This is a genomic window from Nocardiopsis sp. M1B1 (genome assembly GCF_052466615.1).
In genome coordinates, this window is record NZ_CP196194.1 from 457,382 (window position 1) to 483,063 (window position 25,682).

At 73.5% G+C, this 25,682-nt stretch carries 23 protein-coding genes and 1 pseudogene; 14 read left to right on the forward strand and 10 right to left on the reverse strand.

Going from position 1 to position 25,682, the window contains the following annotated elements:
• Positions 1-69: 69 nt before the first annotated feature.
• The gene (locus ACSTA4_RS02045; RefSeq protein WP_444962247.1) at positions 70-453 is read right to left on the reverse strand and encodes a helix-turn-helix domain-containing protein; all 384 of its coding nucleotides are present in this window, start codon (positions 451-453) and stop codon (positions 70-72) included.
• A 188-nt stretch (positions 454-641) separates the two neighbouring features.
• Between ACSTA4_RS02045 and ACSTA4_RS02050 the strand changes: the two genes are divergently transcribed.
• Together ACSTA4_RS02050 and ACSTA4_RS02055 are read left to right on the forward strand one after the other, a co-directional pair.
• Positions 642-1,241, forward strand: a complete 600-nt coding sequence (locus tag ACSTA4_RS02050; RefSeq protein WP_444962248.1) for a hypothetical protein — start codon at positions 642-644, stop codon at positions 1,239-1,241.
• A 120-nt stretch (positions 1,242-1,361) separates the two neighbouring features.
• A complete protein-coding gene (locus tag ACSTA4_RS02055) occupies positions 1,362-1,631 on the forward strand; it encodes a GlsB/YeaQ/YmgE family stress response membrane protein (RefSeq protein WP_274975967.1) in 270 nt (89 codons plus the stop codon).
• Positions 1,632-1,721: 90 nt separating this feature from the next.
• Here ACSTA4_RS02055 and ACSTA4_RS02060 read toward each other — a convergent pair whose 3' ends face one another.
• From ACSTA4_RS02060 to ACSTA4_RS02080, 5 genes are all read right to left on the reverse strand, one after another.
• A complete protein-coding gene (locus tag ACSTA4_RS02060) occupies positions 1,722-2,636 on the reverse strand; it encodes a Gfo/Idh/MocA family protein (protein ID WP_444962249.1) in 915 nt (304 codons plus the stop codon).
• Positions 2,637-2,739: 103 nt separating this feature from the next.
• A complete protein-coding gene (gene galK / locus ACSTA4_RS02065; protein ID WP_444962250.1) occupies positions 2,740-3,879 on the reverse strand; it encodes a galactokinase in 1,140 nt (379 codons plus the stop codon).
• A 31-nt stretch (positions 3,880-3,910) separates the two neighbouring features.
• The gene (galE, locus tag ACSTA4_RS02070; RefSeq protein WP_444962251.1) at positions 3,911-4,873 is read right to left on the reverse strand and encodes a UDP-glucose 4-epimerase GalE; all 963 of its coding nucleotides are present in this window, start codon (positions 4,871-4,873) and stop codon (positions 3,911-3,913) included.
• The gene (gene galT, locus ACSTA4_RS02075) at positions 4,870-5,952 is read right to left on the reverse strand and encodes a galactose-1-phosphate uridylyltransferase (protein WP_444962252.1); all 1,083 of its coding nucleotides are present in this window, start codon (positions 5,950-5,952) and stop codon (positions 4,870-4,872) included. The genes galE and galT overlap by 4 nt, the downstream gene beginning before the upstream one ends.
• Positions 5,949-6,746: a DeoR/GlpR family DNA-binding transcription regulator gene (locus ACSTA4_RS02080; RefSeq protein WP_212641754.1), complete on the reverse strand. Its 798-nt coding sequence runs from the start codon at positions 6,744-6,746 to the stop codon at positions 5,949-5,951. The genes galT and ACSTA4_RS02080 overlap by 4 nt, the downstream gene beginning before the upstream one ends.
• Before the next feature lie 208 nt (positions 6,747-6,954).
• Here ACSTA4_RS02080 and ACSTA4_RS02085 point away from each other — a divergent pair, with 208 nt between their 5' ends.
• The 6 genes from ACSTA4_RS02085 to ACSTA4_RS02110 all read left to right on the forward strand — a co-directional run bounded on the left by ACSTA4_RS02085 (position 6,955) and on the right by ACSTA4_RS02110 (position 16,587).
• Entirely contained in the window at positions 6,955-8,298 is a 1,344-nt protein-coding gene (locus ACSTA4_RS02085; protein ID WP_444962253.1) for an ABC transporter substrate-binding protein, read from the forward strand.
• 109 nt (positions 8,299-8,407) lie between these two features.
• A complete protein-coding gene (locus tag ACSTA4_RS02090) occupies positions 8,408-9,292 on the forward strand; it encodes a carbohydrate ABC transporter permease (RefSeq protein ID WP_444962254.1) in 885 nt (294 codons plus the stop codon).
• Entirely contained in the window at positions 9,289-10,188 is a 900-nt protein-coding gene (locus tag ACSTA4_RS02095) for a carbohydrate ABC transporter permease (RefSeq protein ID WP_444962255.1), read from the forward strand. Before ACSTA4_RS02090 ends, ACSTA4_RS02095 begins: the two co-directional genes overlap by 4 nt.
• Positions 10,185-12,359 (forward strand): alpha-galactosidase, encoded by a 2,175-nt coding sequence (locus ACSTA4_RS02100; RefSeq protein WP_444962256.1) that lies wholly within the window; start codon positions 10,185-10,187, stop codon positions 12,357-12,359. Before ACSTA4_RS02095 ends, ACSTA4_RS02100 begins: the two co-directional genes overlap by 4 nt.
• A gap of 1 nt (position 12,360) precedes the next feature.
• Positions 12,361-15,303 (forward strand): glycoside hydrolase family 2 TIM barrel-domain containing protein, encoded by a 2,943-nt coding sequence (locus ACSTA4_RS02105; RefSeq protein WP_444962257.1) that lies wholly within the window; start codon positions 12,361-12,363, stop codon positions 15,301-15,303.
• Positions 15,304-15,543: 240 nt separating this feature from the next.
• Positions 15,544-16,587 carry a ferric reductase-like transmembrane domain-containing protein gene (locus ACSTA4_RS02110; protein WP_444962258.1) on the forward strand — a complete coding sequence of 348 codons (1,044 nt, stop codon included), beginning with the start codon at positions 15,544-15,546 and terminating at the stop codon, positions 16,585-16,587.
• 66 nt (positions 16,588-16,653) lie between these two features.
• Here ACSTA4_RS02110 and ACSTA4_RS02115 read toward each other — a convergent pair whose 3' ends face one another.
• Positions 16,654-16,845: a CsbD family protein gene (locus ACSTA4_RS02115; protein WP_444962259.1), complete on the reverse strand. Its 192-nt coding sequence runs from the start codon at positions 16,843-16,845 to the stop codon at positions 16,654-16,656.
• Between the two features lie 113 nt (positions 16,846-16,958).
• The gene (gene thiD / locus ACSTA4_RS02120; protein ID WP_444962260.1) at positions 16,959-17,759 is read right to left on the reverse strand and encodes a bifunctional hydroxymethylpyrimidine kinase/phosphomethylpyrimidine kinase; all 801 of its coding nucleotides are present in this window, start codon (positions 17,757-17,759) and stop codon (positions 16,959-16,961) included.
• 257 nt (positions 17,760-18,016) lie between these two features.
• On the opposite strand from thiD, the gene ACSTA4_RS02125 reads away from it, so the two are divergent.
• Both ACSTA4_RS02125 and ACSTA4_RS02130 read left to right on the forward strand, forming a co-directional pair.
• Positions 18,017-18,637 carry a TetR/AcrR family transcriptional regulator gene (locus tag ACSTA4_RS02125; RefSeq protein WP_444962261.1) on the forward strand — a complete coding sequence of 207 codons (621 nt, stop codon included), beginning with the start codon at positions 18,017-18,019 and terminating at the stop codon, positions 18,635-18,637.
• A 32-nt stretch (positions 18,638-18,669) separates the two neighbouring features.
• A complete protein-coding gene (locus ACSTA4_RS02130; RefSeq protein ID WP_444962262.1) occupies positions 18,670-19,875 on the forward strand; it encodes a DUF418 domain-containing protein in 1,206 nt (401 codons plus the stop codon).
• A gap of 112 nt (positions 19,876-19,987) precedes the next feature.
• Here the strand turns inward: ACSTA4_RS02130 and ACSTA4_RS02135 are convergent, their stop codons facing one another.
• Both ACSTA4_RS02135 and ACSTA4_RS02140 read right to left on the reverse strand, forming a co-directional pair.
• Positions 19,988-20,638, reverse strand: coding sequence for a pyridoxamine 5'-phosphate oxidase family protein (locus tag ACSTA4_RS02135; protein ID WP_444962263.1), 651 nt, complete (start codon positions 20,636-20,638; stop codon positions 19,988-19,990).
• Between the two features lie 168 nt (positions 20,639-20,806).
• Entirely contained in the window at positions 20,807-21,424 is a 618-nt protein-coding gene (locus tag ACSTA4_RS02140) for a globin domain-containing protein (protein WP_444962264.1), read from the reverse strand.
• 706 nt (positions 21,425-22,130) lie between these two features.
• Between ACSTA4_RS02140 and ACSTA4_RS02145 the strand changes: the two genes are divergently transcribed.
• The 4 genes and pseudogenes from ACSTA4_RS02145 (at position 22,131) to ACSTA4_RS02160 (ending at position 25,682) form a co-directional block, all read left to right on the forward strand.
• On the forward strand, positions 22,131-23,039 hold the full coding sequence (locus ACSTA4_RS02145; RefSeq protein WP_444962265.1) for an ABC transporter ATP-binding protein: 909 nt from the start codon (positions 22,131-22,133) through the stop codon (positions 23,037-23,039).
• Positions 23,036-23,815: an ABC transporter permease gene (locus ACSTA4_RS02150; protein ID WP_444962266.1), complete on the forward strand. Its 780-nt coding sequence runs from the start codon at positions 23,036-23,038 to the stop codon at positions 23,813-23,815. The genes ACSTA4_RS02145 and ACSTA4_RS02150 overlap by 4 nt, the downstream gene beginning before the upstream one ends.
• A 7-nt stretch (positions 23,816-23,822) precedes the next feature.
• Positions 23,823-25,064, forward strand: a complete 1,242-nt coding sequence (locus ACSTA4_RS02155) for a sensor histidine kinase (RefSeq protein WP_444962267.1) — start codon at positions 23,823-23,825, stop codon at positions 25,062-25,064.
• Positions 25,061-25,682 (forward strand): annotated as a pseudogene (locus tag ACSTA4_RS02160) (response regulator). The gene ACSTA4_RS02155 and the pseudogene ACSTA4_RS02160 overlap by 4 nt, the downstream one beginning before the upstream one ends.

The following is a 25,682-nucleotide window of genomic DNA, read 5'->3' on the forward strand; positions in this document are numbered from 1 at the left end:
CCAGAACCCCGCGGGCGCCCGAACGGTACCCCTTTGGGCCTCCGCTTCCTACGCTCCGCCTTGCCGCCCTCAGGCGGCCAGGGACAGGACCCGGGCCTGGTGGGCGGGTGCGGCGGCGGGCCGGTAGTCGCCCAGACCGGTGCCCGTCCGGGTCAGCCGGGCTGGCACGGTGCGCTCGTACAGCTCGCCCAGCACGTCGGACAGGCTCAGTCCTAGGGAACGGTAGACGGCGGCGAGCACCTCGGAGGAGGCCTCCTTGCGCCCGCGCTCGATCTCGGACAGGTAGGGCAGCGAGACCTGGGCGTCCTCGGCCACGTCGCGCAGCGTGCGGCCCTGTTCGGTCCGGATGCGCCGCAGCAGGTCGCCGATGAGGTCGCGCATGAGGGGTTCCGGCGGCTCCTCGGCGCGCCTGCCCGCACGGGCCTCGTCCAGGGAACTCAGGACGTCGGTCATCGGGCCTCCACGGTTGTCGTGCGCGACGGTCTCACCCGACGAGCCTACGCCGCGGCGGACCCGCGGGGGAGTGCGTCCGCGGGCGTTCTGCGAAGGGCAGAACCGTCCGGTCCGCGCGCGCGTCGCATCCGCTGTCGGGCACCCCCGCCCCCGCGCCGCGGGGCCGGAGCCGCGGCCGAGGAGAGCCGGTGCCCCCGAGGAGAGAGGCCAGGGTTGTGGACGCGACCGCCAGGACAGCCGGAACAGGGAGCCCGCCCCGGGAGGAGTTCTCGACCGCGCGCAGGCGCGTGCTGCGCACGCGCAGCCTCATCGCGCTCGGCGTCTACGCGCTGACCTGGGCCGTGGTGTTCGTGGTGCTGGCGACCGCGCACTCCATGGGCGCGCTCGCGGTCCCCCGGGACGGCATGGCCTCCGTGCTGCTCGCGAGCCTCCTGCTCGCACCGGTGCTGCTGTGGCTCGTGGTCAAACCGCTGCACGTGCTCGGCCGCGCGCTGACCCGCCGGCTCGGCGGTCACCGGGTGCTCTGGACGACGGCGCTGGTCGTGGCGGCCCTGGCCCTCGGGGTCGCCGCCCTGACCGCGCTCACGGCCGACCCCGCGCTCGGCGTGATCGCCGCGGGGGACCTCGTCGCGCCGCTGGCCGAGGGCGTGGCGCTCCTGTCCGCCGCCGCCCTGGCGGCCCTGCCGATGACCGTCCTCTACGCCGCCCTGCGCGTGGACCGGCCGATGCCCGAGTCCATCACGCGCGGCCTCCTCGCCCTGGCCCTCCAGGCGGTCACGAGCTGGTAGCCGACCAGGCCATGGCCGGGCACGGAACGCGCAAAGCCTTGGTTCCGGGCGCGTGTCCCGCGTGTTTTCGCCGTCACCGAGCGGGCAGGGGGTGAGGGCGTCAACATCCGGGAGGAACAGATGGAGATCACCGGAATCATCAGTGCGATCATCGTCGGCCTGATCGTCGGCGCACTGGGACGCCTCATCGTCCCCGGCAAACAGCACCTGCCGATCTGGCTGACTCTGGTCCTGGGCATCGTGGCCGCCTTCATCGGCGGTTGGATCGCCGCGGGGCTCTTCGGCGCCGGATGGATCATCACGCTGATCATCCAGGTGCTGGTGGCCGCGGCGATCGTCTACCTCGCCGACGGCTTCTACTCCAGGGGAGCCAGGGGCCGCACCGCCTGATCCGGCAGCCGACGAGGTCCGGAGAGGCACCGCCGCCGCACCGGAGGCCGACCCGTGGGGTCCGCCTCCGGGCGGCGCCGTCCCGTGCCGCTAACCGAGGGTCTCGTCCACACCCACGGCCCGACCCAGGCGCACGGAGGCCTCGGCGGCCTCCAGTACGGCCACCACCTCCCGGCCGAAGCGCACGTCGCAGGGGTCGCCGACCTCCCCTTCCACCTGCGCCAGCAGCCGGTCGACCGCCGTGCCGAAAGCCTGCACCGGGCTCCGGTCGCCGCCGGGCACCGGCACCCAGCCCCGCTCGCCGTGCAGCACGACCTCGAAGGCCTTGGCCTCGGGTGCGGCGTCCACGGTCACCGCGAACGAGCCGACCGCGCCGCTCTCGTGCCGCGTGAGCATGTGCACGGTGTCGCGCGGCCCCGCCATCGCCATCACCTGCGTGACCGGGCCGAGCACGGGCAGCACCAGCGACAGCACGTGCGGGCCCACGTCCCACAGGCCGCCCTTCTGGCGGCGCCAGCGCGAGCCGCCGTAGGGGTTGCCGGGCTCGAAGATCGAGGCGAACAGCGTCGCCCGCACGCCGTGCCAGCCGCCCTCCGCCGCGGCCGACTCCACGAACTCCACCACGTTGTCCGAGAAGCGGCTGGTGAAGAAGACCACGGACGCCAGCCCGCGCGCCTCGGTCTCGGCGACCACCGCGTCCGCCGCCAGGGTCGACAGCGCCAGCGGCTTGTCCAGCAGCAGGTGCTTGCCCGCTTGGGCGGCACGCAGGGCCAGGTCGCCCTGGATGTGGGGCGGCAGCGCGATCGCCACGGCGTCCACGTCGTCCAGCAGCGCCTCGAAGTCCTCGTACGCCCGGGTCCCGTAGCGCTCGGCGAGCGCCGCCGCCTTGGCCGCGTCGCGCCCCCACACCCCCGCCAGGGTGGCGCCGGGGTGGGCGTCCAGCGCCGCGGCGTGCGTCTCCGCGGCCCAGTAGCCGGTGCCCAGCAGACCGAACCTGAGTCCCATGCGTGCTCCCTCGTCCCTTGTGTCCACCGTCTCACCATTGTCCATGGAAGCGCTCCCACAATCCCGGGCGGGGCCGACCGCCCGCGGCTCCCCGCCCGGCGCCTCAGGGGTGCAGGCGGCGCGCCCCCGCGGACGGCAGGGCACCGAACGCGGCCGGCTCCTCGAAGCCCCGTGCCCGGTAGGCCTCCAGCACCGCCTTCCCGCAGGCCTCCACGCGCTCGGTCTCCACCAGGGCGACCACGCACCCGCCGAAGCCGCCGCCGGTGATCCTGGCACCCAGCGCGCCCGCGGCCAGCAGCGCGTCCACCGCGGTGTCCACCTCGGGCACGCTCACCTCGTAGTCGTCGCGCAGCGAGGCGTGGGAGGCGGTGAGCAGCGGTCCCACCTCCCGGACGCGACCGGACCGGAGCAGGTCCACGGCCCGCAGCACCCGCTCGTTCTCGGTCACCACGTGGCGCACCCGGCGGCGGGACACGTCGTCGGGCAGCGCGGCCAGGGCGCCCGGAAGGTCGGTGACGTCGCGCAGGGCCGCCACCCCCAGGACGCGCGCGGCCTCCTCGCACGAGCGGCGGCGCTCGGCGTAGGCGCCGTCCACGTGCCGGTGCGGGGCGCGGGTGTCCACCACCAGCACGGTCAGCCCGTCCGAGGAGGGGTCGAAGGGCACCTGCTCGGTCTCCAGGGTGCGCGTGTCCATGAACAGGGCGTGCCCTTCGGTGGAGAGCATGGACGCGGACTGGTCCAGGATTCCGCAGGGCATGCCCACGAAGTCGTTCTCCACCCGCTGGGCCAGCCGGGCCACCTCGCCCGGCGCGAGGTCGGCCCCGTACAGGGAGGCCGCGGCCATGACGGCCGCGCACGACAGCGCGGCCGACGAGGACAGGCCCGCCCCGCTCGGGACCGTGCTGTCCACCAGCAGGTCCAGCCCGCCCACCGCGCGGCCCTCGTCCCGCAGGACCCACAGCGCCCCGGCGGGGTAGGCGGCCCACCCCTCCACCGCACCGGGGACCAGGTCGTCCACCGGGGCCGCGTACTCCCGCGGCGACTGCCGGGAGACCAGCCGCACCCGCCCGTCCGTCCGCCGCGCGGCCGAGGCCGTCAGCGCGTGGGGCAGGGCGAAGGGGAGCACGAACCCGTCGTTGTAGTCGGTGTGCTCGCCGATGAGGTTGATCCGCCCCGGCGCGGTCCACACGCCCTCGGGCCCGTACCCGAACGCCGAGTGGAACGCGGTCGTCACGTCGTCCACGAGGTCCTGCCTTCCTGCTGTGCGATGGGGGTCAGGCCGTGCCGCGCCGCGCCAGGACGAACTCCCAGGCGTCGGCGACGGTCTCGTCCAGCGTGCGCCCCGGCGTCCAGCCCAGCTCCCGGCGTGCCCGGTCGTTGGCTGCGACCAGGACGGCCGGGTCGCCCGCCCGGCGCGGGCCGTCCACCACGGGCACCGGGCGGCCGGTCACCCGCCGGACCGCCTCGATCACCTCGCGCACACTGTGCCCGCCGCCGGTGCCCAGGTTGTGGACGCGGAAGACGCCCGGGCGCACGCTCTCCAGGGCGCGCAGATGCGCGTCGGCCAGGTCGGCGACGTGCAGGTAGTCGCGCACCGCCGTCCCGTCCCGGGTCGGGTAGTCGGTGCCGAACACGCTGGCGTGCCCGTCCCCCTCGGCGGCCACCCGCAGCAGGTTCGGCACCAGGTGCGTCTCGGTCTCGTGCCGCTCCCCGAAGCCCAGGTGCGCCCCGGCCACGTTGAAGTAGCGCAGGCTCACCGCGCCGACACCGTGCGCCGCGGCCCACGACTCCAGCATGTGGTCGACGGCGAGCTTGCTCGCGCCGTAGGGGCTGGTGGGCGCCGCCGGGTCGGTCTCGCGGATCGGCGCGTCGCCCGCGGGGTCGCCGTAGACGGCGGCGCTGGAGGAGAACACCACGCGCCCCACGCCGTGGCGCCGCACGGCCTCCAGCAGCGCCAGCGTCCCCGACACGTTGGTGTGCCAGTACTTGCCCGGGTCCGCCACCGACTCGCCCACCAGGGACTTGGCGGCGAAGTGCAGCACGGCGTCCACGGACGGGTCCAGCACGTCGGCGGCCTCGCGCACGTCGGCCACCACCAGACGGGCCCCCTCGGGGACGGCGTCCGCGTGCCCGGTGGACAGGTCGTCCAGGACGGTCACCGCGTGGCCCGCCCGCAGCAGCAGGGCGGTCACCACGCTCCCGACGTACCCGGCGCCCCCGGTGACGAGCAGTTTCACGGCGCGACCTCCCGCAGCCGCTCGGCGACGGTCTCGGGCGCGACGTCGCTGATGAACGCGCCCATGCCGGACTCGGTTCCGGCCAGGTACTTGAGCTTGCCCGGCGCGCGCCGCACCGAGAACAGCTCCAGGTGCAGGTGGGCCAGGTCACGCCGGTCGCGCACGGGCGCCTGGTGCCAGGCGGAGATGTAGGGCAGGGGCGCGTCGTAGAGCGCGTCGAAGCGGCGCAGCACGTCCAGGTAGAGGAGGCCGAAGTCCTCGCGCTCCTCCTCCGACAGCGCGGGCAGGTCGGGCACCTGCCGGTGCGGGTACAGGTGCACCTCCACGGGCCAGCGGGCCGCGGCCGGGACGAAGGCCGTCCAGTGCTCGGTCCTGGCCACCACCCGGATACCGGCCTCCTGCTCGGCGCGCAGCACGTCGGCGAACAGTGAGCCGCCGGTGCGCCCGCGGTACTCCTCGGCGGAGTCGAGCATCCGCCGGGTGCGCGGGGTGACGAAGGGGAACGCGTAGATCTGCCCGTGCGGGTGGTGCAGGGTCACCCCGATCTCGGGCCCCCGGTTCTCGAAGCAGTACACCTGCTCCACGCCCGGCAGCGCCGACAGCGCCTCGGTCCGGTCGATCCAGGCGGCCATGACCGTGCGGGCCCGCTCGGGGCCCAGGTCGGCGAAGGACGCGTCGTGGTCGGAGCCGAAGACGAGGACCTCGCAGCGGCCCGCGGCCACGCGCCGGGACGGCTCCAGCTCCCCGACCCCCTCCAGGACGCGGCCGTCGTCGCGCACCAGCGAGGGGAAGCGGTTCTCGAAGGCGACCACGTCGTAGGAGGCGGCCGGGACCTCGGTCAGGCGCCCCTCCGCCGAGGGGCACAGCGGGCAGTCGTGGCTGGACGGCAGGTGGGTGCGGCCCTGCCGGTGGGAGGCCACCACCACCCACTCGCGCAGCAGCGGGTCGAAGCGCATCTCCGCGCCCGTCGCGGACGGGGGCAGCTCGCGCAGGTCGGGCGCGGGTTCGCGGGCGGTGTCGCCCTCGTCGAAGTAGACGATCTCGCGGCCGTCGGCCAGCCGGGCCGAGGTCCTCCTCATCCGTCCTCCCTCTTCCTCGGTCGCACGTCGGCGACCACCAGGCGGCCCACGTGCTCGGTCAGCGCGGCCCGGACGGCCGGGTCGGTTCCGGAGTCGGTGACCAGCACGTCGCAGCGGTCCAGCGGCGCGATGGTGCTGATCCCGACCGTGCCCCACTTGCTGTGGTCGGCGGCGACCACGAGGGAGGCGGCGGCCTCCACCAGGGCGCGGTTGGTCTCGGACTCCATGAGGTTGGGCGTGGTGAACCCGGCGCGCTCCTGCATGCCGTGCACGCCCAGGACGAGGACGTCCAGGTTGAGGCCGCGCACGGAGGCGAGCGCGAGCGGGCCCACGAGCGCGTCGGAGGGCGTGCGGAAGCCGCCGGTGAGCGCCACGGTCTGGTCGGGCCGCGCGGCCCGGTGGAACACCTCGGCCACGCGCAGCGAGTTGGTGACGACCGTCAGCCCCGGTGTGTCGGCGAGGTACTCGGCGACGGTGGCGGTCGTGGTGCCCGCGGACAGGCCCACGGCGCTGTGCGGCTCGACCAACTCGGCCACGGCCCGCGCGATGGCGTGCTTCTCGTCCTCCTGGCGGGTGGACTTGGCCTCGAAACCGGGCTCCTCGGTGCGCGCGCCCTCCGGTGCGACGGCACCGCCGTGCACCTTGCGCACCTCGCCCCGGCTCTCCAGGGCGTCGAGGTCGCGGCGCACGGTCATGTCCGACACCGAGAGGCTCTCGACCAGGTCGGCCACCCGCACCGCCCCGCTGCGCCGCACCTGTTCGAGGATCAGCTCCTGCCGTTGCGCAGCCAGCATCCGCCCCCCAGGGATGATTGAAAATGTGGGAATCTGTTGAATCCAGTGTTCCAGGTTCCCCTCCGGTGTCAATGGTACCCGTCCTTCCGCCGGAAAACTGTTGGAAAACGTTGGGACCTGTTGACAGGGCGGGGGTGCGTGTCGAACATATTAAAACGTTCGTGTGACCGCCTTCACATCAGTTCGCCCCCGTTCGAAGGAGGCCCCCATGTACCACGGACCACCGGGAACGCCCGGCCCGCCAGGGCCTCAGGCCCCGCCGGGAACACCGGACCCGCCGGGCCTGGGGCGCCGCACCCTGCTGCGCGGCCTGGCCGGAGCCGGAACGCTGCTGGCCCTGCCCGCCCTGGCGGGCTGCGGCGCGGGCCGGCGCGGTGACCCCGACCTGGTCACCCTCGCCTCCAACCGTGCCAACCCCGCCCAGCGCGAGGCCGTCGCGGAGAGCGTCGGGCTCTTCGAGGCGGACTCCGGGCTGACCGTGGAGGTCAACACCTTCCAGTCCACCGCCTTCCAGGAGAGCATCAACAACTACCTCCAGGGCACTCCGGACGACGTCATCGGCTGGTTCGCGGGCTACCGGACGCGCTTCTTCGCCGAACGCGGCCTCATCAGCGACGTCTCCGAGGTCTGGGACCGCCACTTCGGGGACGTCTTCACCGACCAGGTGCGCAGGCTGTGCACGGCCGACGACGGCAGGCAGTACATCGTCCCCGACTCCACCGCGCCCTGGGCGGTCTTCCACCGCAGGAGCGTGTTCGAGGAGCACGGCTACGAGGTCCCCGCCACCCGTGCGGAGTTCGAGGAGCTGTGCGTGCGCATGCGCGCGGACGGGCTCGAACCCCTCGCCTCGGGCATCCGCGAGGGCTGGCCCGCGATGGGCATGTTCGACCACCTCAACCTGCGGCTGAACGGCCCCGAGTTCCACCTGGAGCTGCTCAACGGCGACCACTCCTGGGACTCCGCCGAGGTCAGGAGCGTCTTCGGCACCTGGGCCGAGCTGCTGCCCCACCACCAGCCCGACCCCCTGGGCCGGGGGATCAACGAGGCGCAGACCGCCCTGGTCCGGCGCGAGGCCGGGATGATGCTCTGCGGCATGTTCATCACCCACGTCTTCCCCGAGGGGGAGGACCTGGACGACCTGGACTGCTTCGCCTTCCCCGAGTTCGACCCCGCGATCGGCGCCGACGCCGTGGAGGCGCCCATCGACGGGTTCATGCTCTCCGGCGACCCGCGCAACCCCGACGGGGCCCGCGAACTCGTGGGGCACCTGGGCACACTCCGGGCCCAGGAGATCTACACCGCCATCGACCCGCAGGCGCTCCCCACCCACCTGGACGCCGACACCAGCGGGTTCAGCGCCCTCGACGCCAAGGTCAACGACATGGTCGCCAACGCGGGAGCGCTCACCCAGTACATGGACCGGGACACCCGTCCCGACTTCGCGTCCGTCGTCATGATCCCCGCGCTCCAGCGCTTCCTCGAACAGCCGGACGACATCGCCGACCTGACCGCCAGCATCCAGCGCCAGAAGGTCTCCATCTTCGGCGGCTGAACCAGAAGGGAGAGCAGGTGTGGTGTCGAACGCCCCCTCACCGCCTCGAAACCCGACCCCGGGGTCCGCACAGGCCCCGCCCGGCCGGTCCCCGCGCGCACGCGGGAGCATGCGCCACAGCCGAGGGGACCGGATCGCCCTCGGCCTGATGCTGGGCGTGCCCGCCCTGCTCGTGGTGGGCCTGGTCTGGCTGCCCGCGATGGCCACGGTCGCCCTGTCCTTCACCCGATGGGACGGCATCGGCGGCCTGGACACCATCGAGTGGATCGGGACGCGCAACTACACGGACGCGTTCACGATCTACCCGCCCTTCGCACCGGCGCTGCGCAACAACCTGGTCTGGCTGGTGGCGCTGTTCGCGGTCCCCACCCTCCTGGGGATGTTCCTGGCGGTGCTGCTCGACCGCGAGCTGCGCGGCGGTTCGGTCTACCGGAGCGTCTTCTACATGCCGGTCGTGCTGTCGCTGGCCCTGGTCGGGTTCATCTGGCAGCTCGTCTACTCCCGCGACCAGGGGCTGCTCAACGCCTTCCTCGCCGTGGTCGCCGACGTTCCGCCCGTGGACTGGTTCGGCGACCCCGAGATCAACCTGTACGCGGTCCTGGTCGCGGCCGGATGGCGGCACACCGGCTACATCATGCTGCTCTACCTGGCCGGGCTGAAGGCGGTCGACCCGTCCCTGCGCGAGGCCGCCGCCATCGACGGCGCCGGGCCGGTGCGCACGTTCACCAGGGTCGTCTTCCCGGCCCTGCTGCCCATCAACCTGGTCGTGCTCGTCGTGACCGTCATCGACGCGCTGCGCGCCTTCGACATCGTGTGGATCATCAACCGCGGCCGCAACGGCCTGGAGCTGATCTCGGCGCTGGTGACCTCCAACGTCATCGGCGAGGCCAGCCGGGTGGGCTTCGGCTCGGCGCTGGCCGTGGTCATGCTGGTGATCTCGCTGGTGTTCATCGTCGTCTACGTGTCCACCATGCTGAGAGGGGCCTACCGGTGACCGCCACGACCCTCCCCGACGCTCCCCGACGGCACCGCCGCCGCAGGATCCGCCCGGCCCGGCTGGTGCTGCACGCCTTCCTCGGCGCCACCGCGCTGGCCTGGTTCTTCCCCATCCTGTGGGCGCTGGTCAACTCGCTGCGCGACTACGAGTACACCGCCCTGCACGGCTACCTGTCCCTGGGCGGGTTCACCCTGGACAACTACGCGCGGGCGTGGAACGAGGGCGAGCTGCCCGGCTACTTCTGGAACTCGCTGGTCATCACGGCCCCGGCCGTGCTGCTGACCCTGTTCCTGTCCTCCTGCGCGGCCTTCGTGCTCTCCAGCTACTCGCGCGGGTTCAACCTGACGATGCTCGCGGTGTTCCTGGCCGCGAACCTGCTCCCGGCCCAGGCGCTGCTCGTCCCGCTGTTCCGGCTCTACACCTCCATCCCCCTGCCGTACTGGATCAGCGAGTCCGGCTCCCTCTACGACAGCCACATCGGCGTGGTCCTCATCCACACCGCCTTCCAGATCGGGTTCTGCACGTTCGTGCTGAGCAACTTCATGAAGGCCATGCCCGCCTCCCTGCTGGAGGCGGCCAGGGTGGACGGGGCGTCGGTCTTCCAGCAGTACTGGAGGGTGGTGCTCCCGCTGTGCCGCCCGAGCCTGGCGGCCCTGGCCACCCTCCTGGTCACCTGGATCTACAACGACTTCTTCTGGGCGCTGGCGCTGCTGTCCAGCGGGGACAAGCTGCCCATCACGACCGCCCTCCAGAACCTCCAGAGCGCCTTCTTCGTCGACTACAACCTGCTCTCGGCCGGGTCGATCATCGTCGCCCTGCCCACGCTCGTCGTGTTCTTCGCGCTGCAACGCCACTTCGTCGCCGGACTCACCCTGGGAGCGAGCAAGGGATGACCCACCGCACCATCAGCCTGCGCGCGGCGGGGACCGCCCTGGCCCTCCGCGCGGCGGGGACCGCCCTGGTCCTCGCCGTGCCCGAGACCGGACTCCCGCACGTCCTGCACTGGGGCGCCGACCTGTCCGACGCCGAGGGGCTGGCCGCCGCCGCGGCGCCCTCCGCCGCGCACAACGACGTCGACGAGCCCCAGCGGCTGTCCCTGGTGCCCGTCCAGGGGGAGGGCTGGCGCGGCCACCCCGGGATCTCCGGGCACCACGAGGGCCGGGCGACCTTCCCCGACTGGACCGTGCGCGAGGTCCTGGTGGACCCGCTGGAGGACGCCGCCCCCGGCGTGGGCGGCGCCCTCACCGTCCTGGCCGAGGCCGCGGGAATCGCACTGCGCTGCGAGCTGCGCATGGAGGCCTCCGGACTGGTCCGCGCCCGCAACACGGTCACCAACACCGACGCCGCGCCGTGGACCCTGGACGCCCTGCGGGTCACCCTGCCCCTGCCCCGCGAGGCGGGCGAGGTCCTGGACCTGACCGGCCGCTGGTGCCGCGAGCGCTCCCCCCAGCGCCAGGAACTCACGACGGGCACCCGCCTGCGCGCCTCGCGCCGGGGCCGGACCGGGCACGACGCCGCGCTGGTCCTGGCCGCCGGCACCCCCGGGTTCGGGTTCCGCCACGGCGAGGTGTGGGGCGTGCACACCGCCTGGAGCGGCGACCACGTCCACCTGGCCGAACGCCTGCCCGAGGGCGCCGGGCAGGCCGACGCCGTGCTCGCGGGCGGCGAACTGCTCCACCCCGGCGAGGTCCGCCTCGACCAAGGCGACTCCTACTCCACCCCGTGGGTGTTCCTCTCCTGGTCCGACCGGGGGCTGGACGGGATGTCCGCGCGGATCCACCGCTGGCTGCGCGCCCGGCCGGGCCACCCCCGCGCCCCGCGCCCGGTGGTGCTCAACACCTGGGAGGCCGTCTACTTCGACCACGACCTGGCCGCCCTTACGCGGCTCGCCGACACCGCCGCGCGGATCGGCGTGGAGCGGTTCGTGCTGGACGACGGCTGGTTCCGGGGCCGCCGCGACGACACCGCCGGACTCGGCGACTGGACCGTGGACACCGGGGTGTGGCCCGAGGGCCTGCACCCGCTCTTCGACCACGTGCGCTCCCTGGGCATGCAGGTCGGGCTGTGGGTGGAGCCGGAGATGGTCAACCCCGACTCCGACCTGGCCCGCGCCCACCCCGACTGGTTCCTGACCGCCGAGGGGCGCCCGGCCCCGCCCAGCCGCAACCAGCAGCTCCTGGACCTGTCCCGCCCCGAGGCCTTCCGGTACGTGTTCGAGCACCTGGACGCGCTGGTCACCGAGTACCGTCCCGACTACCTCAAGTGGGACCACAACCGCGACCTGCTCGAACCCGTGCACGCCCCCACCGGAGCCGCCGGGACGCACCGCCAGACCCTGGCCGTCTACGCGCTGCTGGACCGGCTGCGCGCCGGGCACCCCGGCCTGGAGATCGAGTCGTGCTCCTCCGGCGGGGGCCGCGTGGACCTGGGGATCCTGGAGCGCACCGACCGCGTGTGGGCCTCCGACACCAACGACCCCCTGGAGCGGCTGGCCGTCCAGCGCTGGACCTCCCTGCTGCTGCCGCCCGAACTGGTCGGCAGCCACGTCGGCGGGCGCACCGCGCACACCACCGGCCGCGACGCCGACCTGTCCTTCCGCTGCCTGACCAGCCTGCTGTCCCACGCCGGGATCGAGTGGGACGTCACCCGCTGCACCGACGACGAGCTGACCGCGCTGACCTCCTGGATCGCGCTGTACAAGGAGCTGCGCCCGCTGCTGCACTCGGGCGAGGCCGTGCACGCCGACGCGCCCGACCCCGCCGAACAGCTCGACGGCGTGGTCGCCCCGGACGGGAGCGAGGCGGTGTTCCGCTACGCCCGGTTGGCCACCTCCGTCCGCGCCCTGCCGGGGCGGGTCCGGCTGCCCGGCCTGCGCGAGGACCGCGTCTACCGCCTGACGTGGCGACCGGAGGCGGGCGCCCCCTCGACGATGCAGCGCGTGCTCCCGGAGTGGTTCGCCGACGGCGGGGCCGCCGTGTCGGGGGCGGTGCTCACCCGCTCGGGCGTGCAACTGCCCAACCTCAACCCGTCCCAAGCCCTGCTCCTGCACCTGAGGGAGGCCTGACGTGCCCGCCATCCGCAAGCCCGCCTACCTGGAGGACTTCGCGCCCTCCGAGGGGGCCCTCGCGCCCCGCGCCCGCTTCTCCTCCGACGCCCCGTCCCTGGACCTCAACGGCACGTGGCGGTTCCGGCTGCTCGACCGCGCGCCGGCCGACACCGACGGGTTCGAGGAGCCCGGCCACGACGACTCCGGCTGGTCCGAACTGCCGGTGCCCGCCCACTGGCAGATGCACGGCCACGGCGCCCCCGCCTACACCAACATCTCCTACCCCTTCCCGATCGACCCCCCGTACGTGCCCGACGACAACCCGACCGGCGACCACCGGCGCGTCTTCGACCTGCCCGGGGAGTGGCCCGAGGGGTCGGCGGTCCTGCGCTTCGACGGGGTCGACTCCTGCTTCCGGGCGTGGCTGAACGGCACCGAGCTGGGCTTCTCCACCGGGAGCCGCCTGGCCGCCGAGTTCGAGGTCGGCCACCTGCTGCGCCCGGGGAGCAACACCCTGGCGGTGCGCGTCCACCAGTGGTCGGCGGCCAGCTACCTGGAGGACCAGGACATGTGGTGGCTGTCGGGGATCTTCCGCGACGTCACCCTCCTCGCCCGGCCCGCCGACGGGGTCGGCGACCTCGCGGTGAGCGCCGCCTACGACCACACCACGGGCACGGGAACCCTGCGCGTGGACGTGGCCGGAGCCGCCGACGCCCTGGTCAGCGTTCCCGAACTGGGGCTGGTGGACGCCGCCGCCGGTGTGGACCACGGGGTCGGCGCGGTGGAGCCGTGGACGGCCGAGGAACCCCGCCTGTACGACCTGGAGGTGCGCACACCGGGGGAGCGGGTCCGGACGCGGACGGGCTTCCGGACCGTGGAGGTCTCCGGCGGACTCCTGCGGGTCAACGGCCGCCCCCTGCTGCTGCGGGGTGTGAACCGCCACGAGTGGCACCCCGACCACGGCCGCGCCGTGCCCCGGGAGACCATGCGCGAGGACGTGCTGCTGATGAAGCGGCACAACGTCAACGCCGTGCGCACCAGCCACTACCCGCCCCACCCGGACTTCCTCGACCTGTGCGACGAGCTGGGCCTGTGGGTCGTGGACGAGTGCGACCTGGAGACCCACGGGTTCGAGGAGGTCGGCTGGCGCGGCAACCCCTCCGACGACCCGCGCTGGCGCGGGGCCTACCTGGACCGGATGCGCCGCACCGTCGCGCGCGACCGCAACCACCCCAGCGTCGTCCTGTGGTCCCTGGGCAACGAGGCCGGGACCGGGGAGAACCTGCGGGCCATGGCGGAGTGGACCCGCGCGCACGACCCCTCCCGGCCGGTCCACTACGAGGGGGACCGCGACAGCTCCTACGCGGACGTGTACTCGCGCATGTACGCGCCGCACGGGGAGGTGGACGCCGTCGGCCGCCGGGAGGAGGCACCGACCGCCGACCCGGCCGCCGACGGGCACCGGCGCGGACTGCCGTTCATCCTGTGCGAGTACGGGCACGCCATGGGCACCGGCCCCGGCGGGCTGGAGGAGTACCAGCGGCTCTTCGAGGAGCACGAGCGCTGCCAGGGCGGGTTCGTCTGGGAGTGGATCGACCACGGGGTCCGCCGCCGCGAGCCGGACGGCACCGAGTGGTTCGCCTACGGCGGCGACTTCGGCGAGGCGCTGCACGACGGCAACTTCGTCGCGGACGGCCTGCTGCTGCCCGACCGCACGCCCAGCCCCGGGCTGGAGGCCTACGCCAAGACCGTCGAACCGGTCCGCGTGGTCCCCGATCCGGCCGCCGGGACCGTCCGCGTCACCAACACCTGGGACTTCCGGGACACCGCGGGCCTGGCCTTCGTCTGGCGGGTCGAGGGGGAGGGGACCCTCCTGGGGGAGGGCGCCCTGGACGTGCCGGTGCTCGCCGCGGGGGAGAGCGCCGAGGCGGCGCTGCCCGAGATGCCCGAGCGGTCCGGGGAGACCTGGCTGACCGTGTCCGTCCGGCTGGCCGAGGACCAGCCCTGGGCCCCGGCCGGACACGAGCTGGCCTGGGGACAGGCCGAGGTGGGCGCTCCCGGGGAGCGGCCGGCGGCGGAGGGGGCCGCTGTGCTTCCGCCGTCCGCCGCAGGGAGCGGGGCCGCCCTGCCTCCGCCGTCCGCCGAGCAGGACGGCACCGTGCGCATCGGCCCGGGCCTGCTGGACGCGGGGACCGGCGCGCTGCTCTCCGTCGGCGGCCTGCCCGTGGACGCGCCGGTCGTGGACCTGTGGCGCGCCCCGACCGACAACGACGTGGCCCGGCACGGGGACTCCGTGGCCGTCCCCTGGCGGGCGGCGGGGCTGCACCGGCTCACCGAGCGCCTGCTGTCCACCGGCTGGGAGGACGGCGCGTTCGTCGTCCGGACGCGGCTGGCCCCGGCGGCGCAGGAGTTCGGCATGCGCGCCGCCTACCGGTGGGCCGCCGACGGGGAGCGCCTGCTCCTGGCCGTGGAGGCCGAGGCGGAGGGGGAGTGGCCCTGCCCGCTGCCGCGCTTCGGCGTGCACGTCGGCCTGCCCGCGGCCCTGGGCGAGGCGGAGTGGTTCGGCCGCGGACCCGGGGAGGCCTACCGGGACGTGTCCCAGGCCGCGCGGGTCGGCCGCTTCTCCAGCACGGTCGACGGCCTCCAGACGCCCTACCTGCGGCCTCAGGAGAACGGCAACCGCGTGGACGCCAGGTGGCTCGTCCTGCGCGCGGCGGACGGGACGGGCCTGCGGGTGGAGGGCGACCCGGTGTTCGACTTCACCGCGCGCCGCTGGGACACGGCGGCGCTCGACGCGGCCGACCACCCGCACGAACTGGTCCCCGGCGACCGGATCCACCTGCACCTGGACCAGGCGCACCAGGGCGTCGGCTCAGCCTCGTGCGGCCCCGGGGTGCTCCCCGTCCACCGCCTGACGGCCGGGAGCCACCGGCTCCGGCTCGCCCTGGTCCCGCTGGGCTGAGGTCCCGGGCGGTCGCGGCGCGGTGGTGAGCTGGATCAGCACCACCGCCGCGACCGCCGCCAGGGCGCCCGTCCTCCGCCCGTTCCCCGCCCGGAACCGGGCGACCCGGTCCGCCCGGGCGCGAGGGCCCCGCCCGGGGCAGGGAAACCGCGTCGGTGACCGGGAAACCGCGGAGGAGGGGTGGCCGCGGCCCCGGGGCCCTGCTGCGATGGAACCCCCACCACGAAAGGGGTTCCGCCCATGGCAGAGCCGACCGGACCCGCCGCCTCCCCCGCCCGGGGAGCCCCCCGCCTCGACCGCAGGTCCCTACGCGCCGACCTGCGCCGCCTGATACCCGACACCGCCGCCGCCCTCGTCGTCACCTTCGCCCTCTTCGTCCTCCTCTACTCCCGCATCGAGGCGGGCACCTCGCAGACCCTCGTGGTCATGCCCTTCCTCGCCGACGCCGACGAGTACTGGCTGTACTGGCTGTGCCAGGCCTTCGGCTGGTCCGGGCTGCTCTGGGCCTGGATCACCGTCATGCTCGGCCTGCTCCGCTCGACCGCCCCCCTGCCCGGGGCGCCGGTCTCCCACGCCCGGATCGAACGCTGGCACCGCGTCATGAGCCTGACCACCATCGGGCTCATGTTCGCGCACGCCCTCGCGTTCTTCCTCGAACTCGTCCGGGACAACGAGGACGGCCTGGGCTGGGGCGGGCGCCTGTCCTCCGCGTTCGTGGACACCTTCGTGCCCGGCGGCTACTCCTCCGGGACCGGGCAGGTCGCCATCCTCATCGGCCTCATCGCCCTCTACCTGGCGATCCCGCTCGGCCTCGCCTACTACGTGCGCTCCTGGACCGGGACGCGCGTGTGGCGGGCCCTGCACCGGTTCGTCATCGTCGTCTACGCGCTCAGCGTGTGGCACACCCTGCTCTACGGGACGAACGTGTGGTTCGACGGCTGGTTCCGCACGGCGGTGTGGGCGCTCCAGCTCCCCGTGGCCCTCCTGCTGCTGGCCCGGCTCCTGACGCCGCTGCGCCCGGACGAGCGCCTCACCCCAGGCGACCTCGCGGGAGGGCGCGGGCTCGGGGGGCTCGCCCGCGCGGGTGCGCGTCTGGGCGTCGCGGCCACCGTCGTCGTCCTGCTCGCCGTGACCGTCACCGGTCGCGACGGGGGCAGGACGCCGGGGGCCGAGAGCGGGGAGATGCTGGTGACCCAGAGCATGGTCTGGGGCGGGCTCGCCCTCCTGCTCACGGTGATCGGCGCGGTCGTCCTCGCGCTGCGCGGGCGCCCCGCGCGGGAGTGAGGCGGGCACACACGCGGGCGGGGAGGCACCCACCGGTGCCTCCCCGCCCGGGATCGCGCGGGACCCCTACCTGCCGGGCCTGTCGTCCCGGGTCAGGGCGTCCTTGGCCTTCTCGCCCGCCTGCTTGAACTTCGAGGTGTTCTTCTCGGCCTTGCCCTCGGCCTGCCACTGCTGGTTGTCCGTGGCCTCGCCGAGCTTCTCCTTGGCCTTGCCCTTCAACTCGTCGGCCTTGTTCCTGGCCTGGTCGCCCGCGGACATAAGCGCCTCCCACTCGGTTCTCGCTCCTGTGGGCAGACCTGACCGCCGGACGGGGGCGCGAACCGTGCTCACGATAAAAATTCCGACAAAAAGGGCAAAAGGGGGAGTGCTGCCTAGGCTCCGGGGGCGACCGTGGCCACCGAGTCGAACGGGGCGTGCGTGCCCACCCGGCCGCTGATGCCCCGGCGCACCATCTCCTTGGCCACGTCGGCGGCCGGTCCCACGTCGCCGCCCTTGGCCAGCTCGGCGGTGATCGCGGCGGCGAAGGTGCAGCCCGCGCCGCTCACCCTGGCGTTCCCGATCTTGGGGGCGCTCAGGACGGTCGTCTCCTCGCCGTCGAAGTACACGTCCACCGCGTCCGGGCCCGGCAGCTCCACGCCGCCCTTGACGATGACGTGCCGCGGCCCCAGCTCGTGGATGCGGTGGGCGGCCTCGACCAGGTCGTCCACCGTCTCCAGCGCCTCCATCCCCGCGAGGGTGCGCGCCTCGAAGAGGTTGGGCGTGATGACGGTGGCCAGCGGCAGGATCTGCGCGGTGAGCGCCTTGTCGGTGTCCAGGGCCGCGCCCGGCTCCTGGCCCTTGCAGATCAGCACGGGGTCCAGGACCACGTGCCGCCACGGCTGGCGCCGGAGCCCATCGGCGACCACGTCGATGGTGTCCGGGGTGCCCAGCATCCCGATCTTGACCACGTCCAGGTCGTGGCAGGAGGTGGCCGCCTCGATCTGGTCGGCGATGACCTCGGGGGCCACGGGGACGAAGCGGTGGCCCCAGCCGTTCTTCGGGTCGAAGGACACGATGCAGGTGATCGTCCCCATGCCGTAGACGCCCAGCTCCTGGAAGGCCTTGAGGTCGGCCTGGATACCGGCGCCGCCGGTGGCCTCCGACCCTGCGATCACGTACGCGCGGTTGGTCATCGGGGAACCCCCTCGTCTCGGTGTGCTGTTGCGGAGTCCGCGGCCCCCACCTGCCCGCGAACCCCCGAACAATTGCACCACAGCGGACAGGCCGGACGTTCCCCCAGGTCGCGGCGCTCCGTCCACGACGCCCCGCCCGCGGACCGCGGCCGGGGGAGCGGGCGCGGCGAAGCGCGACGGGGCCTGTCGCCGCCGCGCCCGGCCGGATCCTCGCCGGGGCCTGGACGGCAGAAAAATATTACCGTATTATTTTTTTCATGGCACGAACAGCGGATCACGAGGAGCGCAGGCGGCAGGTCGCCCGCGCGCTCCTGAGCACGGTGGGGGAGCGGGGGCTGGCGCGGACCACCCTCGCCGACGTCGCCGACCGGGCGGGCGTCTCGGTCGGTCTGGTGCAGCGCTACTTCCGCACCAAGTCGCAACTTCTGCGCTTCGGCGTGGAGTACCTCTACGGGCAGGGCGCCGACCGGCTGACGGCGGTGCACACCGACGGTCCGCCGATCGCCTCGGCCCGCGACTGGATCTCCCGCGCGGCGCGGACCCTGCTGCCGCTCGACGACGAACGCCGCGCCGAGCTGACCGTGTGGCTGGAGTTCCTGCCGACCACGATGACCGACCCGGAGATGTCGCGGCTGCACAAGGACACCACCGCCGACCTGGTGGGCGTGTTCACGCAGGCGATGGACGAGGCGGTGCGCCGGGGCGAGCTCCCGCCCGGCACGGACACGGCGGCCGAGGCCGCAGGGCTCGTCGCCCTCGTGGACGGCCTGACCGTGCACCACCTCGTCACCGACGGCGACGCCTTCTCCGAGAGCGCGGTCCGCGCCGCGCTCGCCGCCCACCTGGACCGGCTCTTCCCCGCCCCCGAGAGCCCGTGAACCCGTACGAGCCAGAGCCCGAGGGGGCCGGTATGACCAGCACGACACCGCAGAGCACGGCCCCGGCCCGCCCGGCCGCCCGGCTGCCCCTGCTCGACGTCCTGCGCGGCGTCGCCATCATGGGCACCCTGGGTACCAACGTGTGGCTGTTCGCCGCACCGGGCGCCGAGGCGGGCATCATCTTCGTCCCGGACTCGATCGGCCCGATGGCGGCCTTCCGCGAGGACCCGTCGGCGGCGACCCTGGCGCAGGGCCTGTTCGCCTTCGCCGCCAACGGCAAGTTCCTGGCCCTGCTCACCCTGCTCTTCGGCGTGGGCCTGGCCATCCAGTTCCGCTCCGCGGCCAGACGCGGCGGGCGCTGGCCCGGCCCCTACAAGTGGCGTGCGCTGTTCCTGTTCGCCGAGGGGCTCGTGCACTTCACGCTGGTCTTCGCCGCGGACGTGCTCATGGGCTACGCGGCGGCCTCGATCGTGGTGGCCTGGCTGCTCACCCGGTCGGAACGGGCGCAGAACGCCGTGATGTGGACGTGCACCGCCCTCCACCTGGCCTTCGTCGGCCTGGTCACGGCCGCGCTCCTGTCCGAACCGGACCCGCAGGGCGCCGAGGTCCCGCCCGAGGCCGTGGAGCTGTACGCCGAGGGCGGCTACCTGGAGCAGGTCGCCTTCCGGCTCGACAACGCGCTGCTGTTCCGGGCCGAACCGGTCATCACCTTCGCCCTGATGGTGTTCATGTTCCTGCTGGGCGTGCGGCTCTTCCGCGCCGGGGCCTTCGGCGGCGACGACACCGGCCGCCGGATCCGGGGCCGTCTGCTCGTCTGGGGACTGGGGATCGGGCTGCCGGTCAACCTGGCCACGTCCCTGGCCGGACCCGACCTGTTCATGCTGGACCGCTACGCCGCCGCGCCCGTCGTGGCGCTCGGCCTGGTCGGCGCGGTCGGCTGGGTCGTGGACCGGGCGAACCCCGCCGGACGGGGGATCACCGCCGTGTCCTCCCTGGGGCGGATGGCGATGAGCGGCTACGTCGCGCAGAACGTCGTCTGCGTGCTGGTCTGCTACGGCTTCGGCCTGGGGCTGGCCGCCCGCCTGGCCGACACCGGCCCGTGGTGGGTGATGGGCCTGTGGGCGTCGGTGTGCGCCCTGCTCATGACCGTGTCGACGCTCTGGCTGCGCCGCTTCCGGGTGGGGCCGCTGGAGGCGTTGCAGAAGGCGGTGCTGGCGCGGGTGCCCGAACGCCGCTGAGCGCCCCGCTGAGCGCCCCGCAGGGGCCCCGCCGAGGGCCCCGCACGCCGTGTCCGCCGCGGGCGGACGGCCCGGTGCCGGAAGCGCCGGGCGGCGTGCGGGGCCGACCCGGTCAGATCTGGTAGACGGGTGCCTGGGGAGTGTTCCACCGCGTGGGGGTGTCCTTGGACCCGAAGAAGTCGCCGCCCTTGCGCAGGGTGTCGTCGGTGCCCCAGGCCTCGTCGCGGCCGACCTTGCGCAGGTGCGGGATGTGCTTGCGGCAGTGGATGTAGGCCTCCTCCACGTGCACCACCGTCCACAGCACCGCCTTCTGCCCCGGGACCTCGGGCTCGGGCAGACCGCGGACGTGGCGCCGCAGCTCCACGTCCTCCAGCAGGGACGCCCGGCCGTTGACGTGCAGTCCGATGCGGTCGTGCGTGAAGTCCAGGAACATCAGGCCCACGTGCGGGTTCTCCAGGATGTTGCCCGCGCTGGCGAAGACGCCGTTGCCCCGGAACTCGGGGTAGGTCAGGGTGTGCTCGTCGATCACGTGGACGAAGCCGGGCGGTCCCGCGCGGAAGCTGGAGTCGCACTCGCCGCGCCGGTCGGAGGTGGCGATGAACATCATCTCCTGCCGGGCGACGAACTCGCGCATGAGCGGGTTCAGGTGGTCGAGCATCTGGTCTCGGTAGAAGCGTTCGGCGCGTTCGCTCGTGCCGTTCAGCGCCTGGACGCGGTGCTCACCCTCGCTGCCGGGAACGTGCCGTGGGGAGGTCTCGCGCATCACTGCCTCTCGATGGGGCTGGTGGGGCTGGTGTGAATAGTCAGGGACGCAGGGGCCGCTGCTGTCGGGGAGGAAGGGGTGTTGGGAAGGGGAGTGCGGACGCGTCGCCCGGCGCGCCGGGGAGTCACCCGGTGCCTTCGGGTTCCGGCCACCGCGCCGCGGCGCGGGTCAGCGTGTCGGGGCGTCGGCCCGCTGGTAGGGGGAGGACGCCTCGGCGGAGGGGCCGGGCTGGGGCGACGCGGGCGGCGCGGGACGCTCCCCGGCCGGGGACGCGGCGGTCCTGCCGTGCCTGGCCGTCCCGGACCCGCCGTGCCCGGCCGTCCGGGATTCACCCGACCCGCCCTCGGCCTCGCGCGCCCCCGCGAGCATGTTGGCGGTGATCCACTCGTAGACCACGATCCAGGCCGAGCTCATGGAGGAGGACCAGGTGGGCGAGACCTCGCTGACCGCGCGCACCAGGGCGCGGCCCACGAAGGGGTAGTGCTCGGGCTTGATGTCCATGTCCCGCTTGTGCTGGGCGCCCAGCCGCCTCAGGTACCCGGCGACCTCCTCGGGCTCGTCCAGGTAGCGGACGACCTCCAGCAGGGCGAAGGCCATGCGCTCCTTCTGCGTCTGCATGTTCGCGGGGAACATGTCGCGGACGGCGGGCGCCATCTCGAACAGGTTCTGGTAGAAGCGGTCGGCCAGACGGGTGGAGCCGGGTGGTAACGCGGAGCACGACTGCCGTACCGCCTCGATGACGGCGGGGGCGGGGAGCGGTACCTCTTCGATGGAGCGGGGAGACAAGGAAGCCTCCAATCGAGTCGCGGAAAGGGCTGTGCCACGGAGGCGCACGTACCACCGTGGTGACGGAGCGTAGTCAGGCCGGGGGTGCGGACACGCGTTCCCCACCGGTTCGCCGACCGGGGGACGCGTGCGGGCTCGGTGCGCGCGGAGCCGGACGGCCGGACGCGCACGGGAGGGCCTCAGCTCACCGCTGGCCCGGCGGAGTCCCAGGGGAACGGGTGGGCCGACCCGGCGGCCGGTCCCGCCCTTCGGGTCCTCCCAGCCTCCGGCGCTCCTGACGGGGCCGTGTGCGCGGGCTGGGACGAAGGGAACGGGCGTAGCGCTCCTTCGGCAGTGGCGGGGGTGTCGGGAACCCTCATCGCTGCCTCGTCTTCTTCCGGATTCAGTACTCATCCGAAGTTCGGATGGCACTGAATGCCACGTAAGGGGTGAGCGACGACCGTTTCAACGTTCGCTACCCCCTTTACTGTGCCTGTTGTGGCAATGTAACAGAAATGTCGACGTTTGAGGATATTACCCTCTGGTAGCGCATGAGGCCACAGTGCTACCTCAGTTCTCTGGGATAACTTTCGTCCTTCGTGTGACAGACGGCCTCCGTGCACCGTCCGGAGGCGGCGCGTCAACCGATCGGTTGACTCCACGATCCACCGATCCCCTGGCCGGGCGGGCGATCCGCGGCGCACCCGCCGCGGGCGATGCTCGGGACATGCCGATCATCGACGTCAGGAACCTGCACAAGCGCTACGGGGAGAAGGTCGTCGTCGACGACGTGTCCTTCTCCGTCGAGGAGGGCGAGATCTTCGGGATCCTCGGCTCCAACGGGGCCGGGAAGACCACCACCGTCGAGTGCGTCGCGGGGATGCGCCCCACCGACGCGGGGACGATCACCGTGCTCGGCCGGGACCCGAGGAGGGAGCGGGACGGGGTCCGCCAGCGCCTCGGTATCCAACTCCAGGAGGCGCGGCTGCCCGACCGGCTCAGGGTCGGGGAGGCCCTCGACCTCTACGCCTCCTTCTACCGCTCCCCGGCAGACACCGGCCAGCTCATGGAGCGGCTGGGCATCGCCGACAAGCGCGACACCCAGTACCGCAGGCTGTCCGGGGGACAGAAGCAGAGGGTGTCCATCGCCCTGGCCCTCGTGGGCCGGCCCGCGGTGACCATCCTCGACGAGCTGACCACGGGACTGGACCCCCAGGCGCGCAGGGACACCTGGGACCTCATCGAGGACGTGCGCGACTCCGGGGTCACGGTCGTGCTCGTCACCCACTTCATGGACGAGGCCGAGCGGCTCTGCGACCGGCTCGCGCTGATCGACTCGGGACGCGTCGCCGCCCTGGACACCCCGGACGGGCTCGTCACGCGGGCAAGCCCGGAACAGCAGGTGACCTTCCGCGCGCCCCCCGAGTTCGACGAGCAGGTGCTCACCGCGCGGCCCGAGGTGGTCTCGGCGCACCGCAGGGGACGCCAGGTCCGGGTGGCCGGGCGGGGCAACCTGCTCCACGCCGTGACCTCCGTCCTGGCCCGCGAGCACGTCGTCGCCGAGGACCTGCGCGTGGAGCGCTCCAGCCTGGACGACGCGTTCGTCGCCCTGACCGGAAGGGCCCTCGAATCATGAGCACCGACACCACGAGGAGAGCCCCCGTGTCCACCCTGCTGCGTGTCACCGTGACCGAGGCCCGGCTGCTGACGCGCGAGCCCGTGGCGATCAGCGTCGGCATCCTGCTGCCCACCGCGCTCCTGCTCGGGCTCGGCGCCCTGCCGACGCTGCGGGAGCCCTCCCCGGAGTTCGGCGGCCTGCGCTTCGTCGACACCTGGGCTCCCATGGCCCTGATCCTCGGCATGGGGATCCTGTGCGTCCAGCACCTGCCGACCACCCTGGCCGCCTACCGGGAGCGGGGCGTCCTGCGCCGGATGTCGACCACGCCGATGCACCCCGGGATGCTCCTGAGCGCGCAGATCATCGTGGTCTTCGCCGCGGCGGCCGTCTCCGCCGCGCTCCTGGTGCTGTCCTCCTGGCTGGTCCTGGACGTCGAACCGCCGAGCCGGCCGCTGCTGTTCACCGCCGTGTTCACCGTCGGGACCGCCTCGCTCATCGCGCTGGGGGTCCTCATCGCCGCGGTGGCGCCCAGCGCGGGCGCGGCCAACGGCCTGTCGATGACGCTGTACATGCTCCTGCTGCTCTTGGGCGGGGTCTTCCTGCCGCAGCACGTCATGCCCGGCTTCCTGGCACGCGTGGGGGAGTTCGCGCCGCCCGGCGCCCAGCTGCTGCTGGAGAGCTGGTCGGGCGGCGCCGGGGACGCGGGGCTGCCGCAACTCGTCCAACTGGCGATAATGGCGGGGATCGCCGTGGCGGCCGCGGCGCTGGCGGCCCGACTGTTCCGATGGGAGTGAGCGGCGGATGAGCCGACGGAGCACCGGGGCGGACGCCGTGCGGGACTGGGACCGGTGGTGGGACGGGTTCCTCGCCGCCGCCCCCTGGGCCCTGCTGCTGCCCTCGGCGGCGCTGGTCCTGCTGTCCCAGCCCGTGTCGGACTGGACCGGGCACGCGGCCACCGCCGGTCTGACCGGGCTCGCCGCCGCCTGGCTGCTCCTCGGGTACCTGCCGCCGTGGAAGGACGGCCGACCGCTGCTCGCCGGGATCCACTTCGCGGTGCTCCTCGCGCTGGCCTCGGCGCTGATGGCACACGACGGCGTGTTCCTGATGTTCACGATCGCCCTGTTCTTCCGCGCCATGTCGCTGCCCCGGCGGCTGACCTTCGTCGGCATCGCGGGCACCTCGATCGCGCTGTACACGACCACCATGGGGTTTCCCGGAACGAGCACGGAGATGCCGTTCCCGGAGCACCTGTTCATCTACGCCGGTACGGTCACCGTCCAGACCGTGGCCGTCGGCGGAGGGCTCGTGATGGCGTCCAAGGCCGCCGAGCAGCACCGGGAGCGCCGGGTGACGGTGGCCAGGCTGGAGGCGGCCCTGGAGGAGAACGCCGGGCTGCACGCGCAACTGCTCACCCAGGCCCGGGAGGCCGGGGTGCTGGACGAGCGCCAGCGGATGGCGCGGGAGATCCACGACACCCTGGCCCAGGGGCTCGCCGGGATCGTGACGCAGATCCAGGCGGCGCAGCGGGTGTGGGAGGACCCCGGGGCGGCGCGTCCGCACGCGGACCGCGCGCTCGGCCTGGCGCGGGAGAGCCTGACCGAGGCGCGGCGCTCCGTGCAGGCCCTGCGTCCCGGGCAGCTGGTGGAGAGCCAGCTGCCCGAGGCCCTGGGCGAACTCACCCGCCGCTGGGCGGAGGAGCACGGCGTCCGCCCCGACCTCGACGTCACCGGCGAACGGGTCGCCCTGAGCCCGGCCATCGAGGTGGTCCTCTTCCGGGTGGCCCAGGAGGCGCTCACCAACGTCGCCAGGCACGCCGACGCCTCGCGCGTGGGCGTGACCCTGTCCTACTCCGACGACGTCGTCCTGCTCGACGTGCGCGACGACGGCAGGGGCATCACGGGACACGACCAGCACGGGTTCGGGCTCAGGAGCATGCGCCAGCGAGTCCGCGGGATCGGGGGAACGGTGGAGATCGAGAGCGGCGAGGGGGAGGGCACCGCCGTCAGCGCCACGGTGCCCGCGATTCCGGTGGGGGCGGCGTGATCCGGGTCCTGATCGCCGACGACCACCCGGTCGTGCGCGACGGCCTGCGCGGGGCCTTCACCGCGCAGGACGACATCGAGGTGGTCGGTGAGGCCGCCAACGGCCGCGAGGCGGTCGAACTGGTCGGACGGCTGGACGTGGACGTGGTGCTGATGGACCTGCGCATGCCGGTCCTGTCCGGTGTCGGGGCGATCACCGTCCTGTCCCGGGAGCGGCCGGACGTGCGCGTCCTCGTCCTCACCACCTTCGACAGCGAGAGCGACGTGCTCCCGGCGATCGAGGCCGGGGCCACCGGCTACCTGCTCAAGGACGCCTCACCCGACGAGCTCCTGCGCGGGGTGCGCGCGGTGCACCGGGGGGGAGTCGGTCCTGGCGCCGACCGCGGTCCGGCACCTGATGGGGCAGGTCCGCAGACCCGCGGGCCAGAGCCTGAGCGACCGTGAGCTACAGGTGCTGGGGCTCGTCGCGGACGGCGCGTCGAACCGGGCCGCGGCGGCGCGGCTGTTCATCAGCGAGGCGAGCATCAAGACCCACCTCCAGCACGTGTACAACAAGCTCGGCGTGCGGGACCGGGCCGCGGCGGTCGCCGAGGCCTACCGCCGCGGCCTCCTCGGGTAG